This is a genomic window from Methanomicrobiales archaeon HGW-Methanomicrobiales-1 (assembly GCA_002839675.1).
GTDB lineage: Archaea > Halobacteriota > Methanomicrobia > Methanomicrobiales > Methanospirillaceae > Methanoregula.
Genome location: PGYM01000005.1, coordinates 1 through 15,622 on the forward strand (window position 1 = coordinate 1; position 15,622 = coordinate 15,622).

The following is a 15,622-nucleotide window of genomic DNA, read 5'->3' on the forward strand; positions in this document are numbered from 1 at the left end:
ATAACAAAATAAGGAGACACCGTACCTTAGATCTTTTGGTCGATTCAGACTTTTTTATCCCCAATGAAATGATTTCTACAGAGCAAAAAATAAAAATCAGAACTCGATTGAAATTTTAAAAACGGATCCCGATTTTATTTTTTTAACCAGACCTTGATTTTAAAATAAAAATCAGAACTCGATTGAAAAATGGATCCGACAGCACTCTTCCGGCGTGAATGTCCCCCCGGCAAAGCAACCAGATCCTGTTTAAAATTTTAAAATCGAACTTTGATTTTATTTTTTTAAGTGAACCTTGATTTTAAAATAAAAATCGGAACTCAATTGAAATTTCAAAATCGGATCTTGATTTTATTTTTTTAAACGAACTTTGATTGAAATAAAAAAATCAAACCTTGCCTGAAATAATTTCATCGCGATCACGATCGCATTTTAAAAGTTGATCAGGATCAATCAAACCCTAACTAAAATTTTTCAACCAGACTTTGATGGAAATTTTTTGAGCAAGCTGTGATTGAAAAATTAGATTTCGCAATCCCTCTGTTCAGCATCATCACAATGTGCCCCGCCCCCTCTGGGGGCTGGTGGCACAAGGGGGTTATCCTCGTTATCCGAAGATAATTGCAAGACATAGTCCCATCCCTAAAGTTTTTTTAAGTCCTCCTCTCATCATGTACAGACACACATGGCAGGTGATGCGATCAGCAACAGAACAGGCGAAAAGGAGGAATCACGCCAGCAGCTGGTCTTCACCGGCCTCTGCATCGATCTCCTCGTCCTGATCCCGGAGTCCATCGCGGTTATCCTCTCCGGATCCATGACCCTGTTTGCCGACATCATCAAGGGTATAAACGAGATCATTGCCACCACCTTTGCCCTCATCATCATACGCAGGGTGACCGTGGGCGGGAAGTTCACCTACGATTACGGCATGGGAAAGTTCGAATCCTTAACCCGCATCATCACAGGCGGCGTGATGTTCGTATCCCTTGCGATCCTGCTCTTCTTCACGTTCCACCGGATAATCTATCCTGAACATTTTGACATGGATGCCGCATTTATCGGTATCCCGCTCATGATCCTTGTCAGTATCACCGACTCGTACCACTGGCAGAAGAACTATCGTCTCAACTTAAAAGAGCCCTCCCCCATCATGGAAGCCCAGTGGCGGCTCCGGCGGGCCAAGACCTTCTCCAACCTTCTCATCCTCTTTGCGCTGATACTCTCGGTCCTTCTTGTCCATTACAGCTGGGCGGAATATATCGATCCGATCGCCTCTCTGGTAATTATCGGGTTCCTGCTGTTTGCGGGATACCGGGAGATCTCCTCCTCACTGCCGGATCTCTTTGACAAGACCCTGGAAGAAGAGCTCCAGATTGTCATCTTAAAAGAACTCGTCGGCTCGTTCGAAAAATTCGATGAATTCCACGGGGTCAGGTCGCGCCGGTCCGGGACCCGGATCTATATCGAGATCTTCCTGGGGTTCGATCCGGAGCAGAAGGTGGGGGACATGCAGGATTGCATCGATTCCCTGAAAGGATCCCTAGAAGCCCTGATACCCGGCAGTGTTGTCTCAATTATCCCGACAAGCGACAAAGACGCCCCCACCGCTGCCTAGGGCAAAGTGGATATATCAAGGGTATACCCGGTAATTTTCTTTAAAAAAAGCAGGAACCCCAATTACGGCTCCCGTGCGGGCTGCGGGGTTTCAGGTTCAAAAAAACGCTATCCTGCCCGGGAGAGCTGCTCTACTGCGGCAATCCAGACGGCTTTTGCCTCTTCCCGGTCCATGCCCATCATGACATCCATCAGGAGACCGTTAGCCAGCGCATCGCAGGCAACGGCAAGAAGTCGGGGTTCGAGACGGGAAGAGACAAAGCCGGTCTCCTGCTGGCTCGCGATAAAGCGCTCGATCACCAGGATATCCTCGGTCCTGTCGTGGACGAGCACGGTGCGCAGGCGTTCATTGCGGGAAGCAAGGAGCAGCATCTCGGAATACATGGTGTTGAACTGCGGCACATACTGCACCAGGGCATCGAAAAGAGCAGCACTGCCCTCGCGGACATCCTTGCCTTTATAGGATTTTTCAAGGGTTCCTTTGAGTTCCTGCCTTGCCTGTTCAGCAACTGCCGCAAAGAGGTCCTCCTTGCCGGGAAAGTACTGGTAGAGTGCCGGTTTTGTCACGCCAAGGCTTCCTGCTATCTCTCCCATGGTTGTGCCATGATAGCCTTTTTTGATGAAGAGCGTGAACGCAGCGTCCACAATCTTCCGTTTCACCTCTTCCCGGTATTCCTGGATAATGCGTGGCATGGGTCAGAATAATCCTGCGCGTGCGGTAAAAAAAATTCCGGTTTGCCGTCGCTACTCTTGGTATGATTAAGTTACCCACGGTAAGTTTTATACCTATGGGTATTGCAGATATGTACAGGTACTCCAGACCGGTCAAAAAAGAACCGGTATCCCCCGGGTGATTGAACCCTGCTTTCGTGAATGCTTTCAGGAGATAACCATAAAGATCTCCTGTCAGATCGCCCGGAGCATTTTCATTCCCTATGGTGTAACTATGAAAACAGATCAGGTTATGAACAAAGTATCTAAAAAAACATGAGAATCTTATTACTGTTACCAGAGGGATCTCAATGAAATGGACAATTCCGGTTATCATACTCATCGCACTCCTGTGCGCAATCGTGGTTCCTGCATCCGCAGCAGGATCACCCACCGTAACGATCACCGACTATAACGTAAATCCCTCGGTGCTCATGCCAGACAGCCTTGGGACGATCACAATAACCATAAAAAATACCGCATCAAGTGCAACCATCAGCGAGAAATCCGGGCAGTTATCGGATGCAACGTATGCCACGGTAAAAACCACGGATATCAATGTAAACCTTGAGAATGTGCGGCTCGAAGGAAACGGTATTGAGGTTATCACCAAAGATTTCGATCGTGTCGGTGAGATTGGACCGGGACAGTCCATTTCTATCACCTTCTCCATACGTGCACCTTCAAAAAGCGGTATGTATTATCCCGAGGTCTGGATTGACACAACCGAAGGAAAGAGCACAAAGTACCCCATACCGGTGAATGTCAACACGCCCGTAGGCATCCAGAGACAGGCAATCCTGATCCTGGACTCCTCGTTAAGCGCAACAGCAAACCCGGGAGAGGAGATCCCCCTCACTCTTACCGTCAGGAATGCCGGGCAGACCCTTGCAGATGATGTAACGGTGAAGATTGAGAATATGAGTACGGTAGTAGCACCGAAGAATACCGATCTCTATCACCTCGGAATAATCAGTCCCGGGGAACAGCAGACCGTCAACCTGGTATTGCTCTCCGATAAGAAAGCCAGTGCCGGCCTTGTCCGGATACCCGTGACCATCAGTTACCATGCCATCGATGGGGTCCCTCTCACCCAGACAACCGGTATCGATCTGATGATGAAAGGCAAAGCGGAACTGGGTTTTGTATCGGTAGATACCAATCCGCCACGACTTACGGAAAATACCCCCTTTGACCTGACCATCCGTATTGAAAACACCGGGACCGGCGAGGCAAAACAGGTATCAGCCACCATTGATCTCCCGGCAGAAGGGACCAAAGAGGCATTCATCGGCAAGATTAAGCCCGGAAACGATGCTCCTGCAATCTTCCTTTTGGAAGGTGCAAAAGCAGGAAATCACCCGTACAATCTCACGATTACGTATACCGATGATATGGGGGTTCACACGCAGACCCGGCAGATGAATATGCGGGTGCCCGCCTCAGACAATACAGGGAACCTGATTCTCGGGCTTATCATACTGGGCATCCTCCTCTTCGTTGCCTACCGGTACTGGTACCTGCCCAAGACCAATGGCGATGGAAAGTTCCCATGGGACAAAAAGAATTAAAGGTAGCATTCCTGCTGGCGCTGCGCTCGCTCCAGCGGGGAAGCCGCTCCAGTGTGATCTTAACCATCCTGATCATCGGGATGTGTTTCACCAACATGATCTTTCTCCCCTCCATGTTTAATGGAATCGGCCAGAGCATAACAAAGCAGATCGTGGATTATGAGGTATCAAATGTCCTCGTCACTCCGAAATCGGGTGAGCAGTACGTTCCCGATCTGGACGCAACGCTCGATCTGATCAACGGTATGCCCGGGGTACAGCGGGCAGCTCCCCAGTATTCGAAGGGATCAACCTTCAAGTACCGGGAGCGGGTTCTCGGGGTATCCGTGCGGGCCATACAGCCTACGGATGAGAAAGAAGTATCCCCGCTGTATTCCCGGATGGTTGCCGGCAGTTATCTCGGCGAAGCAGATACGGGAGAAGCGATCATCGGAAAACCCTTAGCCGGCGATTCATCTGTCAAACAGGACGATGAATTCCAGGCATCGCTGGGCGGTGTCCGGGTCGGGGACTCGATCACCATTGAGTTCAGCAACGGGTACACGAAAGACTACCGGGTAAAGGGTATCTATGCAACCGGCTGGAGTCCGGTAGACAATGCTGCGTATATCACCTGGACTGATATGGAGCAGGTGGAAGGAAAGACGCTGGACAAGGCGGATTCGATCACCGTGAAAGCCAAACCCGGGTATTCCGAGCAGTTCATCAAGAACGAACTTCTCGCCTATGGTGTCGGGGGGACCGGCAAGGTCCAGACAACAGCAGACCTGCTCTCCAAGAGCATGGGAAAGGCGCTCCAGAGTTTTGCCATCATCAACATGGTATCTTTAGTTGTCAGCATCATCATTACGACCGTCGTGCTCTTCATCGTGATTACCATCAAGACCATCAACAGCCGCAAGCAGATTGGGATCTTAAAGGCGATCGGCGTGGATAAGGAAGTTATCATGCATAACTACGGGTTCCAGGTCATCATTCTCGGTGTACTGGGCATCATTCTGGGGATCGTCATCACGCTGGTTCTTGCGGCGTATATGGCAGTGCATCCCATCGTCACACCGGAATGGTCTGCCACCCTGTATATCACTCCCATGGATCTGCTCATCAACTCCATAATCCTGTTCTGTGCCGCGGTTGTGGCCGGGTATGTCCCTGCCTACCAGGTCTCCCGCGAGGATATCCAGACTGCGATGAGGTCCTGATATGATCGAAATCTCAGAATTGCGGAGAATTTACCATATGGGCGATGTCGAAGTCAGGGCACTCGACGGGATAACGCTTGATATTGAAAAGGGCGAGTTCCTCGGTATCATGGGTGCGAGCGGGAGTGGTAAGACCACGCTCCTGCATATGCTCGGACTGCTCGACGAACCCTCATCCGGACAGATTATTATTGACGGGACAGACCTCGGGAAGCTTTCCGATTACGAAAAGACGATGTTCCGGCTCTACAAGCTCGGGTATGTCTTCCAGGACTATGCACTGGTTCCCGATCTGACCGTGATGGAGAATGTCTCCCTCCCGGCCATGCTCCGGAAGGACCGGACCGAGGGCCAGATCCAAGAGGACAGTAAATATATTTTAGAAAAGATGGGGATGTATGATCGCCGCGATCATCTCCCCCGCGAACTCTCCGGTGGTCAGCAGCAGCGTGTCTCGATTGCCCGGGCCATGGTGAACAAGCCGGATATCCTCTTTGCCGATGAACCCTGTGCCAACCTCGATTCCGAAAACTCAAAGCTCGTGCTTGAACTCTTCAAGGAGATCAATGAGGAGATGCAGCAGACCATCGTGATGGTCTCGCACGAGGACTGGCACAAGGCCTATTTCCACCGCATCATAAGGCTCAGGGACGGCAAAGTCATAAGCGACGGGCCAAACGGTTCATAAGCAGTCGGTGAATGCCGTTTCCAGCTCTTTTTTTTGCTCACGGATGAGAGTAATTCTCAGATCCCTGTTGCCATGGACGATATCCGCATAGAAAAGATTGTCCGGTCCCGCCGCCGGACGATTGCACTCATTATCACTCCTGAAGCCCGGCTGATCGTCCGGGCGCCGCTCCGTGCACCGGCCTCAATGATCGATGAATTTATCCGGGAAAAGCGGAGCTGGATCTTAAAGAAGATCGGGGAAATTCAGCAACGGCCGGCAGCAACAGAGCATGCATACGAAGAAGGAGAGACCTTCCTCTATCTCGGGCGTCTCTACCCGATGCATATCTTAGAGGACGGAAAAGGGACGATTGAACGCACCGACCGGTTGTGCGTATGCCGGACACTCCTCCCTGATATCGGGAACCAACTGAAACGCTGGTATATGCAAGAGGCCCGGCGGGAGATCCCGGCCCGGTGCATGTGGTTCTCGATGAGAACAGGCCACGTCCCGACATCGATCCGGATTTCGGATGCCCGGCAGCGCTGGGGATCCTGCAACCACAAAGCGGGGCTTAACTTCAGCTGGCGTCTCATCCAGGCCCCTCCCGAGATAATCGATTACGTGGTTGTTCATGAACTGGTACATATCAGCCAGCCGGATCATTCAAAGAAGTTCTGGGATAAGGTACGGGTGATCATGCCGGACTACGAGCGGCGAAGGAAGTGGCTGATGGAGAATGAGCGGCTGCTGAGGATTTGAACTTCTCGAGATATGGGCAAAGATGATTGATGCCGTATTCTGTTTTTGATGTTGTCTTAATATTCAGACCCCCCTCTTGTGCCACCAGTCCCCCTTGGGGGGACGGGGCACAATTGGGATGGCAACAATACGGTTTTTTTGTTGATCGAACGGGCAGGTATGCTGCCCTCTCCTCTCCCCATGTTCACGAGGATAGTGCATTGAAACCTGTTCCTGCACTATCCCATTGTGCCCCGCCCCCTTGGGGGCTGGTGGCACAAGGGGGGCCAGAATGAAAACTTAGTAACCCGAAAAGCAATTTCTCGCGTAATATCTCACAATAGAAAATCCATCCTTTTCACAACAACGCCCCCGCCGCAATCCCCCCCGCGTACAGCACCATCGCGACATGGAAGCACGGCAGCACTTTCAGCGTTGCATCCGGGGTTTTCTCTTTCAGGATAACCGCATTGGCATAGAGGAGTAATGCGAGTCCTGCAATGATGCCGATCCGGGCAATCCAGCCAAGTCGGGTCATGAATATAATTGCGGTTACGACATGGACTGCGGTAAACCCGGCAATCCAGTACGCCGTCCCGTTCATGCTGAACAGCGTGGGGATGGTGTTCATGCCCCGGACCCGGTCGTTTGCCACGTCGATCAGGTCATTCGCACCGAGATGCGCAAGGGCAAACGGGTAGAAGAACACGAAGTACAGGAGTGCATTCAGGTCAGGAATGCCTAAACACAGGTACCCTGCCACCGGAAACAGGGCCAAATCTGTCCTGCCGATGAGTTGTGCAAACGGAAATTTCTGGTTGCGTTTTTCTTCCTGGTAGAAGATCTCTATCGCAAAACAGTAGATCATCAGGATAAGCACATAGACCGAATGCGGGTAAGGCAGGGTTAAGATAAGGCATGTAGCGATCGCAGCAAGGATAAGAAAAAGCGTAATCGCGTTGCGGGGAGAAACGAGCCCGGCTGGTATCGGTCTTGTGCCAAAGACCCTCCAGTATTTCGTCAGTTTACCGGTCTCGATATCCTTCCGATCATACTCGCGATCAATGTAATCATTCAGCACAAGCCCGGCTTCAAACCCGAAGAACCCAATCAGGGCGACCCGCAGGAGATCAAACCAGGCAAATCCCCCGTACGTAATGGTAGCGAGCAGGTATCCCGAGCAGAAGAGCAGGGGCCAGGCAAACGAGAACTGGAGCCGGGTGAGATCGATATATGCCCGGAGTGTTGCTTTCATTCATTAAAACATGGGAATTTCTTCCAGATACACGCTGCGATCCGGTGCGGGTGAATACGTTCAGGAATCCTTAAAAGTCTCAACCTGCGGCTTATGGTGAACGGATTTTCCACAAAACAGATACTATTATAAAATTTGTGAGGACAAAATGAACATATTATGAGTGACGTAAATGAACCAACAAATGCCTCTGAAATGATGGCGTGCTACACGAGCCTTCTTCCATGGTGGGTTGTACTGGTCTGGGGACTTCTGTCCTTAATCATCGGGATTATGTTCCTGACCACCCCGGGCATAACCACGCTCATCCTGATCACCTTCATTGGGGCGTACTGGCTGGTGGGCGGATTGTTCACCCTCGGCAGTCTCTTTGTTGACAAAACCAGCATGGGGCTGAAGATCTTTCTGGCGATCGTCAATATCCTCGCCGGCATCATCATTCTCGCATACCCGCTCTACAGCACGTTATTCATCCTCGGGTTCTTTGCAATCTTTATTGGTTTCTGGGGATGTTTCATTGGCGCTGCCCACCTGTACCAGGCATTTACTACCAAGGATGCCAGCAACGGTGTGCTGGGAGTAATCAGCCTGATCTTTGGTCTCATTATCCTGATCTTCCCCCTGTTTGCAGCAGAACTCATACCGCTAATCATTGGCGTGTTTGCCCTGATAACCGGTATTGCTGCCGTGTTTGCCGCGTTCCAGGTCAAGAAAATCTCAACATCTCCTGCTCAGGAATAACCCGGTTATTCACCTTCTTTTTTTTACGGGCAGGGCGGACCGGTAAGGTTGGAACCTGCAATCTTCTGCACTACCAGCCATAATTTATCCTCACGACTCCTATAGGAGATGATGGGATCTTTTTTTATCCGGACGGAAACATCATACGATATCCCGGATATCTTCGCCATGCACAACGATGCATTCGCGCAGGATGGGGAAGCCCGTCTTGTCAATGCCCTCAGAAAGGATGGGGATTTTTCAGCGGATCTCTCCCTTGTCGCCGTGCACGATGACCGGATTATCGGGCATGTGTTGTTTCCCCCGATAACAATCGAGTGTTCCGATACCTCGCAGGAGAGCATTCCTGCCCGGGCACTGGCACCGCTTGGCGTGGACCCGGCGTTCCAGTGCCAGGGAGTTGGTGCAGCGCTTCTGGAAGAAGGACTCGATGCCTGCCGTCAGCTCGGGCACCGTGCGGTGATCGTGGTCGGCCATCCGGGGTATTACCCCCGGTTCGGGTTCTCCCGGGCCTGCACATTTGGGATATCAGCCCCGTTCCCCTGCCCGGATGAGGCGTTCATGGCCTTGGAACTGGTGCCCGGTGCACTCGATGGTGTGCACGGGATGGTCCGGTACCCCCCCGCGTTCGATGCGGAAGGCGCCCACAACGGGTAGGAAATACCATACGTGCGTTTTTAATTCAGGTTATGGGGGCGCCACCTAGGTTTGCCCGTGTAAACCAGAGTGGATATACACTACCTCAGACAAGCTCTATCTGGTGACGGGATTGAAAATAAGGAATGGCCGGGTGGGATTTGGCAGTATACTTGCCGGGTTTACCAGCGAGTCGGGCAATCCCACAACAATAGAGCCCCTTGATCCCTCGGAACCGGAACCTGATGTTAAGAAATACACCAATGAGTTCTGGACCTCAAAACAGCGGGCCGCCTCCTCGATCCACGAGATCTCGTACCGGGCCTGTTTCAAACCCCAGCTTCCCCGGTTTTTTATTAATCTCCTGACAAAAAAGGGAGATATCGTCTATGATCCCTTCAGCGGCAGGGGAACTACCGTAATAGAAGCCGGCCTTTCCTGGCGCAACGTGATTGCCAATGATGCAAACCCGTTATCCCGTATCATGACCGAGCCCCGGTTCTTTCCCCCTGAATATGCAGCAATAGAAAAACGGCTCCAGTCCATTCCGCGTGAGACCAGCCCGGCCGATATCGACCTCTCGATGTTCTACCATCCCGATACCGAGAAAGAGATTGTTGCCCTGCGGCAGTACCTGCTGGAGCGACACGGGGCTTGCCGGGACGACATGATTGATCGCTGGATTGCGATGGTTGCAACCAACCGCTTAACCGGGCATTCATCCGGTTTCTTCTCGGTCTACACGCTCCCCCCCAACCAGGCGGTATCGCAAAAGAGCCAGCAGCGGATCAATGTAAAACGCAACCAGGTCCCGGAGTACCGTGATACCCACCGGATCATCCTGAACAAGACAAAAAGCCTGCTGCGCAGTCTTACTCAGGATGAGCAGAAGAACCTGAGCCATGCCGGCAAAAACGCCCGGCTCCTGACCGGGGATTCGCGGAATACCCCGGAAATTCTCAAAAATTCCGTGCAGCTTACCGTTACGTCCCCACCGTTTCTCGATATTGTTCAGTACGGGGATGACAACTGGCTCCGGTGCTGGTTCAATGGTCTTGACGACAAGGAGATCGGGAACCGGATTACCATGGCAAAGACCGTGGCCGGCTGGTCTGAGGTGATGGGAAAGGTGTTTGAGGAGCTCTACCGCATCACCTGCCCGGGGGGATATGTTGCCTTTGAAGTAGGAGAAGTGCGAAAGCGTTCGATCCGCCTCGAAGAGCATGTTGTACCGCTGGGGATTTCAGCGGGATTTACGTGCGAATGTGTGCTGATCAACCAGCAGACCTTTACCAAGACTTCCAATATCTGGGGCGTCGATAACATGGCATCCGGCACCAACACCAACCGGATTGTCATCTTCTCAAAAAATGGTTGAGTGCAGGGTCTCCGGCAGAGACCTGACCTGATGTACGGTGAGGAATTCTTTTTTACACAACTTTTTATTGGTACATGCCGGAATATATCGTATAATGTATGCTGAACCGCAATTATCGATCGGGCAGGGGTTGCCATGAACCGCCACCCCTTGCAGGCGGGGCTCCTGGTATTGTTCTGCCTGGCCCTGCTCACCATCATCACCTGTGTTCCGGTACATGCCGCAGACCCCGTGTCCTCTGCAGATGACCGGGTTTTACCCATAGAACAGGCACACCTCGCATGGATGGCGGAAGTGTCTGATGTGGAGATGGTTGCAGCCATTGCCTATGTAGAAACCCTCTTCGGGAAAGACACCCGCAGCATGACATCGCTCCATACTGATTTCTCGAAAGCCAAATCAGCCATCGGTTCGATCCCGTCCCTTTCGGAACTTGATAACCATACAATCCTGATGCAGGAGACTGCCCGCTCGTTTAACCAGGAGACGATGAACCAGATGTCCTCCCACCAGGGAAAGCCTGCGAACCTGGAGGCACAGATAAGCAAGGCGGTAAATGCCAACCCCTACATAACCATGAAAAAAGATGCCTACTGGGCTGCCCGGAGCACTTACCAGCTGAATGAGTTCGATGCATGGGTCTCCGACACGCAAAATACCTTAAATTCCCTTCAGGCCCAGGGGTATACCGTTTCTGATACCAGCCCTTATCTCGTCCGTTTTTCAAGTTTAAGGCCCGATCTGAAAGCTTCTTTGAATACGAAAGATTTCGACCGGGCCGGGAGCACTGCGGTCATAATCCGGGATCGCTCCTCTGAAATTACCGATCGCATCGCAGCTCTCCAGACCCAGGTTACCACCGATACAACCGCAGATTTCCAGCTTGGTGAAGCAGAACGGGTCATCGCAAGGGCAGACCGGATTAATCCCCAGCTTGTTAAACAGATTCTCGATATCGGCGATGCAGAGCCGGTTCTTTCCAAATTGAAGATCGATGTGAAGCTGGCCCGCGGTGCGCAGAACGGCGGACAGTCAGGTCTTGTCTATAACAAGCTTCAGCTCATCAAAAAAGACTATCGCGACCTTGGTGCGGCATACCGGGATATTGCGGTCAGTGCCAGTCTCGCTCCCGGGATGGCAGATACCCTGATGGCAATGTCGTACTCTCTGAAAGAAACAGCAGACCGGATCGGTGAATCCTGATGACTTCTTCAGCGTGCCGTTTCATAAAATCAGCCGTCTTTCTGATCATCCTCTGCATTCTGTCAGCCGGATGTACTTCCGGAGACACCACACAACCAGCATCTACGACTCCTTCTCCCACCGTAACGTCAGTTTCTTCCAAGTATGCGACAAAAGTGGCCACCCCGGTTCCGACACCCTCACCGACCTCCCTGCCGGATGATGGATCGAAAACCTGCAGCCAGTTGCAGGGAACCGTTGCCGTTCCCGGTCAGGTGTGCCCGGGGACATGGCTGACGGTATCTGACAGTTTCAGCTGCTGCTCAAAGCTCCCCGTAGCCGGAACAACCACAAAACCGCTTGTGACGGTCGACCCCCTCGATCTCCGGATCACCCACAACGATATGTTTGTCGATATCGGGACAGAATAACGGCCCCGTCCCGGCCCGTATCGCTTTTTTGCAGGGCAATTCTCACGCCGTAAAAAGCACGCCTTAAGTATGACCACTGCCAATAGTTATGCATGGTCACCCGTATCAGGCGGTATGCGCAGATAGCAGATGTGCTGGGCCAGTACGGCTTCAGTATCGGGCTTGAAAAGTTATTCCCCGGCAGGGCCCGGTTCCGGCTTCCCTCCTCCGGGAAAGTCCCGGAGACCTCTACCGTCTACGAGAGGATGCGGCTTACATTGGAGGATCTGGGCCCGACTTTTGTAAAATTCGGGCAGATCATGAGCACAAGGACGGAACTGCTTCCCCCTGAGTTGATCGAAGAGCTCAAGAAACTGCAGGACCATGCCAAGCCCATTCCGTTTTCTGAAGTGCGGGCCGTAATCGAAGAGAACTGCTCTGATATTTTTGACTGGTTCTCCGAGATCGATGAGATGCCCGTTGCCTCAGCCTCGATCGGGCAGGTTCACCGTGCGGTCCTCAAAGACGGAACCAAAGTTGCCGTGAAGATCCAGCGCCCGGATATTGGCGAGATCATCGAGACCGATATCGTGATCCTGAAATCCATGGCAGAACGGATCGAGACGATATTTCCCGAAACCCGGATCTATAACCCCACCGGCATGGTGGAGGACTTTGCCCACCAGATCGTAAAGGAACTCGATTACACCCGGGAAGCCCGCAATGTCGAACGGATGGCCCGGAACTTCCGGGACGTTCCCGGGATACGGTTCCCGAAAATTTTCTGGGAGTTTACTTCTTCCCACATGATGGTAATGGAGTTTATCGAGGGTGTCAGGATTGATAACCCCGAAGCCATTACCGAGCTGGGACTGGACCCCCATGAGATCGGAGTCCGGGGATTCCATGCCTATCTCAAGATGATCTTTGAAGACGGCTTCTTCCACGGTGACCCGCACCCGGGCAACCTGTTCGTTACCCCGGAAGGAGACATCGTCTTCCTGGATTTCGGGATTGTGGGGATCCTCCGGCCCGAGAAGCGGCAGAATTTTATCAACCTCCTCTTTGCGCTGGTCACCGATGATATCGAGATGATGCTCCGGTCCCTTGAGGGCTTTGGGATCGTCATTGCTGAAGAAGATCGCGAGGCATTGCGCGACGATCTCTATATCATGATGCACGATTTCGGTGGCGGGGACGAAGTCTCGCAACTGAATTTCCGGCTCGTGGTCACCGAGCTCACTGAATCGATGCGTCGCTACCGGCTCAAAGTGCCCTTGAACCTGATGCTGCTCTTAAAGGTCTTCATGATGGTGCTTGACATCGGCGTCCGGCTGGACCCGAAGTTCAACTTAGGAAAAGAAGTCACTCCCTATCTGATGAAACTTGCCGATACCAACACCCTCTCTGCCGGTTATATCAAGCGGGCATCAACGTCGCTTCTTGATGGTGTCGACGCCCTGCTGGATATGCCCCGGAACCTCAACCTGATGCTGCGGCGTTTGTCTACGGGGACGTTCAAGCTCGAGATCGTGGACACCGATATCCAGAAACTCCAGATGTCACTCGATAAGGCGAGCGACAAGCTGATGATCGGCATGGTTGTGGCCTCCCTGGTGGTGGGATCTTCTCTGGTTCTCCAGTCCTCTTCGTTTGTACTGCCCAAGGAGGTCTCATGGATTGCAATCCTGGGATATACTGCCGCAGTGCTGGTCGGGTTCTATGCCATCTACCATGTCATCTTCTTGAAATTCCGCATGGACCGGTAACCGGCCGGCTACTCTTCTTTTTTTAAGATAACCCGGACAATATCCCACGCTTTTATTTTTTCTGCAAGGGTATACCGGGTGTTGGCCGGGCTCGTTGATGGCAGGATTGTGCTCCCGACTGCCGGTGCAGGGTTTTTGCGATGATAATATCTGCCTGCTGCTGTGCCATTCAGGACGATGAGCTGTACCGTGGGGTGGGTGGCAAGAAACCCGCCAATGTCGTTGACGACCGGTTCTTTGATCTTTTCATCTGCACTTCCTTTTCGGCTGCAGGAGCAGACCACATCCCAGAGTGCGATATGGTGCCCGGTAAGGAGAGCCACCCGGTCCCGGTACGGGAGCCGGTGATCGATTTCGAACAGTGATTCCATGATCTTCCAGAAATGGTTCTGCGGGTTCCCGTAATACTCGGTGTGGCGGAGGGATTGTATGCTGGGAAAACTGCCCAGGATCAGCACGCGGGGAGTGTCTCCGGTCTCCGGCTGAAAACCGGTCGATGCTGCAGGGTGGGGAGATATCGTCTGCATTTTCAGCCTGTCCGTATCGGATGCAACGGGAAAAAAGGGTAACGGGAAATCCTGTATCCGTTCAGGGTTCCTTGAAATACAGGTTGCAGTGGCAATGCCCCTGTTTTGCGACTTCTTCTTTATGGTATACGCAGGGACATTCAATGGCCCGGTCCTTCTCCTCATCCCCGCTCCGGATGCGGCAGGGGCAGTAGGGCCGGCCGAACTTTGTCTTATTGCGCACCAGCCCCTTGATCACGGTCATGAGCTGTTTCTCATCGGTATTGAGGGTCCAGCCGTGCTTATGTGCATAGCCTTTTGCCCATTTGAGCATATCAGCCTGCTCTGCGCTTTCTTCTGTCATAGTATCCTGCCGTATTCTCCTGATATATCGATAGTTTATGTATGTGAGACGTTAGTCTTTGCGTTCAGTGAACCGTCCTTTCGGATCACCGGGTGATTTTCCTCCCTGTCTCCGGACGGGGTTGAACCCGGGAAAAAGGATGGAATTTTTTATCGCTTCTTTGCGGATTTGGTGATCCGCTGTGCCACCCGGTTGTAGGTAGCCATCACGTCACCTTTCTCAAAGCGGTACACGTCCTTGTCCAGCGACTCTCCGCTCTTTTTGTCCCAGAGCCGCATGGAGTCCATGCTGATCTCATCGCCAAGGAAGATTGTTTTTCCCTGCCTGCCGAACTCGATCTTGAAGTCCACAAGCGTGATTCCCTGTTTTGCGAGGAAGGAAAAGAGCAGCCGGTTCACTTCCAGGGCAGCCTTTTTGATCTTTTTGAGTTCTGCCGGCGTGGCGAGTTTGAGGGCAACAATCAGTTCGTCATTGAGCATGGGGTCATGCCGTGAATCGTCCTTGTAATCGATCACGATGATCGGAGGATCCAGTTTTGTCCCCTCTTTGAACGGGTAATTCCGCACAATGGAGCCGGCAGCGATGTTGCGTACGATCACTTCGAGCGGGATCATCTCGAGTTCGCGCACCACCATGTGGCGGGCATCGATCATGGAGACGAAATGGGTCTTTACCCCGTTCTTTTCGAGATAGTCAAAGAAGAACGCCGAGACTTCGGCATTGTAACTGCCCTTGTTCCTGAGCACATCTTTCTTTCCGCCGTCAAACGCGGTGATATCGTCACGGAACTCAACAATGAGTTTTCCATCTTCATCGGTACGATACACCGATTTTGCCTTGCCGGCATAGAGGAGTTTTTTCTGCTTCAC

16 protein-coding genes are annotated in these 15,622 nt (G+C 52.2%); 11 read left to right on the plus strand and 5 right to left on the minus strand.

Annotated features, from left to right (window positions below):
• Positions 1-685 precede the first annotated feature (685 nt).
• A complete protein-coding gene (locus CVV30_12465; GenBank protein ID PKL67699.1) occupies positions 686-1,618 on the plus strand; it encodes a cation transporter in 933 nt (310 codons plus the stop codon).
• A gap of 107 nt (positions 1,619-1,725) precedes the next feature.
• Here the strand turns inward: CVV30_12465 and CVV30_12470 are convergent, their stop codons facing one another.
• A complete protein-coding gene (locus CVV30_12470; protein ID PKL67700.1) occupies positions 1,726-2,310 on the minus strand; it encodes a hypothetical protein in 585 nt (194 codons plus the stop codon).
• A gap of 329 nt (positions 2,311-2,639) precedes the next feature.
• On the opposite strand from CVV30_12470, the gene CVV30_12475 reads away from it, so the two are divergent.
• The 4 genes from CVV30_12475 (at position 2,640) to CVV30_12490 (ending at position 6,533) form a co-directional block, all read left to right on the plus strand.
• Positions 2,640-3,899: an S-layer protein gene (locus CVV30_12475; GenBank protein PKL67701.1), complete on the plus strand. Its 1,260-nt coding sequence runs from the start codon at positions 2,640-2,642 to the stop codon at positions 3,897-3,899.
• The gene (locus CVV30_12480; protein ID PKL67702.1) at positions 3,881-5,101 is read left to right on the plus strand and encodes an ABC transporter permease; all 1,221 of its coding nucleotides are present in this window, start codon (positions 3,881-3,883) and stop codon (positions 5,099-5,101) included. The genes CVV30_12475 and CVV30_12480 overlap by 19 nt, the downstream gene beginning before the upstream one ends.
• A gap of 1 nt (position 5,102) precedes the next feature.
• A complete protein-coding gene (locus CVV30_12485) occupies positions 5,103-5,789 on the plus strand; it encodes an ABC transporter (protein PKL67703.1) in 687 nt (228 codons plus the stop codon).
• Positions 5,790-5,861: 72 nt separating this feature from the next.
• A complete protein-coding gene (locus CVV30_12490; GenBank protein PKL67704.1) occupies positions 5,862-6,533 on the plus strand; it encodes a M48 family peptidase in 672 nt (223 codons plus the stop codon).
• Positions 6,534-6,870: 337 nt separating this feature from the next.
• On the opposite strand, the gene CVV30_12495 is transcribed toward CVV30_12490, so the two are convergent.
• Positions 6,871-7,767, minus strand: coding sequence for a prenyltransferase (locus tag CVV30_12495; protein ID PKL67705.1), 897 nt, complete (start codon positions 7,765-7,767; stop codon positions 6,871-6,873).
• A gap of 159 nt (positions 7,768-7,926) precedes the next feature.
• Between CVV30_12495 and CVV30_12500 the strand changes: the two genes are divergently transcribed.
• From CVV30_12500 to CVV30_12525, 6 genes are all read left to right on the plus strand, one after another.
• Positions 7,927-8,508 (plus strand): hypothetical protein, encoded by a 582-nt coding sequence (locus CVV30_12500; GenBank protein PKL67706.1) that lies wholly within the window; start codon positions 7,927-7,929, stop codon positions 8,506-8,508.
• Positions 8,509-8,619: 111 nt separating this feature from the next.
• A complete protein-coding gene (locus CVV30_12505) occupies positions 8,620-9,165 on the plus strand; it encodes a GNAT family N-acetyltransferase (protein ID PKL67707.1) in 546 nt (181 codons plus the stop codon).
• A 133-nt stretch (positions 9,166-9,298) separates the two neighbouring features.
• Entirely contained in the window at positions 9,299-10,522 is a 1,224-nt protein-coding gene (locus tag CVV30_12510; protein PKL67708.1) for a DNA modification methylase, read from the plus strand.
• A 135-nt stretch (positions 10,523-10,657) separates the two neighbouring features.
• Positions 10,658-11,725, plus strand: coding sequence for a hypothetical protein (locus tag CVV30_12515; GenBank protein PKL67709.1), 1,068 nt, complete (start codon positions 10,658-10,660; stop codon positions 11,723-11,725).
• Positions 11,725-12,135 carry a hypothetical protein gene (locus CVV30_12520; protein ID PKL67710.1) on the plus strand — a complete coding sequence of 137 codons (411 nt, stop codon included), beginning with the start codon at positions 11,725-11,727 and terminating at the stop codon, positions 12,133-12,135. The genes CVV30_12515 and CVV30_12520 overlap by 1 nt, the downstream gene beginning before the upstream one ends.
• Positions 12,136-12,227: 92 nt before the next feature.
• Positions 12,228-13,883 (plus strand): ubiquinone biosynthesis protein, encoded by a 1,656-nt coding sequence (locus CVV30_12525; GenBank protein PKL67711.1) that lies wholly within the window; start codon positions 12,228-12,230, stop codon positions 13,881-13,883.
• A gap of 8 nt (positions 13,884-13,891) precedes the next feature.
• On the opposite strand, the gene CVV30_12530 is transcribed toward CVV30_12525, so the two are convergent.
• The 3 genes from CVV30_12530 to CVV30_12540 form a co-directional block, all read right to left on the minus strand.
• Entirely contained in the window at positions 13,892-14,410 is a 519-nt protein-coding gene (locus CVV30_12530; protein ID PKL67712.1) for a DNA-deoxyinosine glycosylase, read from the minus strand.
• Between the two features lie 61 nt (positions 14,411-14,471).
• Positions 14,472-14,753: a ferredoxin:thioredoxin reductase gene (locus CVV30_12535; GenBank protein PKL67713.1), complete on the minus strand. Its 282-nt coding sequence runs from the start codon at positions 14,751-14,753 to the stop codon at positions 14,472-14,474.
• Between the two features lie 149 nt (positions 14,754-14,902).
• Entirely contained in the window at positions 14,903-15,622 is a 720-nt protein-coding gene (locus tag CVV30_12540) for a phosphoribosylaminoimidazolesuccinocarboxamide synthase (GenBank protein PKL67714.1), read from the minus strand.

Bases quoted from the DNA above. Each gene is read 5' to 3' on its own strand.
- CVV30_12465 (PKL67699.1), top strand. From the start codon at position 686: ATGGCAGGTGATGCGATCAGCAACAGAACAGGCGAAAAGGAGGAATCA.
- CVV30_12470 (PKL67700.1), bottom strand. From the start codon at position 2,310: ATGCCACGCATTATCCAGGAATACCGGGAAGAGGTGAAACGGAAGATT.
- CVV30_12475 (PKL67701.1), top strand. From the start codon at position 2,640: ATGAAATGGACAATTCCGGTTATCATACTCATCGCACTCCTGTGCGCA.
- CVV30_12480 (PKL67702.1), top strand. From the start codon at position 3,881: ATGGGACAAAAAGAATTAAAGGTAGCATTCCTGCTGGCGCTGCGCTCG.
- CVV30_12485 (PKL67703.1), top strand. From the start codon at position 5,103: ATGATCGAAATCTCAGAATTGCGGAGAATTTACCATATGGGCGATGTC.
- CVV30_12490 (PKL67704.1), top strand. From the start codon at position 5,862: ATGGACGATATCCGCATAGAAAAGATTGTCCGGTCCCGCCGCCGGACG.
- CVV30_12495 (PKL67705.1), bottom strand. From the start codon at position 7,767: ATGAAAGCAACACTCCGGGCATATATCGATCTCACCCGGCTCCAGTTC.
- CVV30_12500 (PKL67706.1), top strand. From the start codon at position 7,927: ATGAGTGACGTAAATGAACCAACAAATGCCTCTGAAATGATGGCGTGC.
- CVV30_12505 (PKL67707.1), top strand. From the start codon at position 8,620: ATGGGATCTTTTTTTATCCGGACGGAAACATCATACGATATCCCGGAT.
- CVV30_12515 (PKL67709.1), top strand. From the start codon at position 10,658: ATGAACCGCCACCCCTTGCAGGCGGGGCTCCTGGTATTGTTCTGCCTG.
- CVV30_12520 (PKL67710.1), top strand. From the start codon at position 11,725: ATGACTTCTTCAGCGTGCCGTTTCATAAAATCAGCCGTCTTTCTGATC.
- CVV30_12525 (PKL67711.1), top strand. From the start codon at position 12,228: ATGGTCACCCGTATCAGGCGGTATGCGCAGATAGCAGATGTGCTGGGC.
- CVV30_12530 (PKL67712.1), bottom strand. From the start codon at position 14,410: ATGCAGACGATATCTCCCCACCCTGCAGCATCGACCGGTTTTCAGCCG.
- CVV30_12535 (PKL67713.1), bottom strand. From the start codon at position 14,753: ATGACAGAAGAAAGCGCAGAGCAGGCTGATATGCTCAAATGGGCAAAA.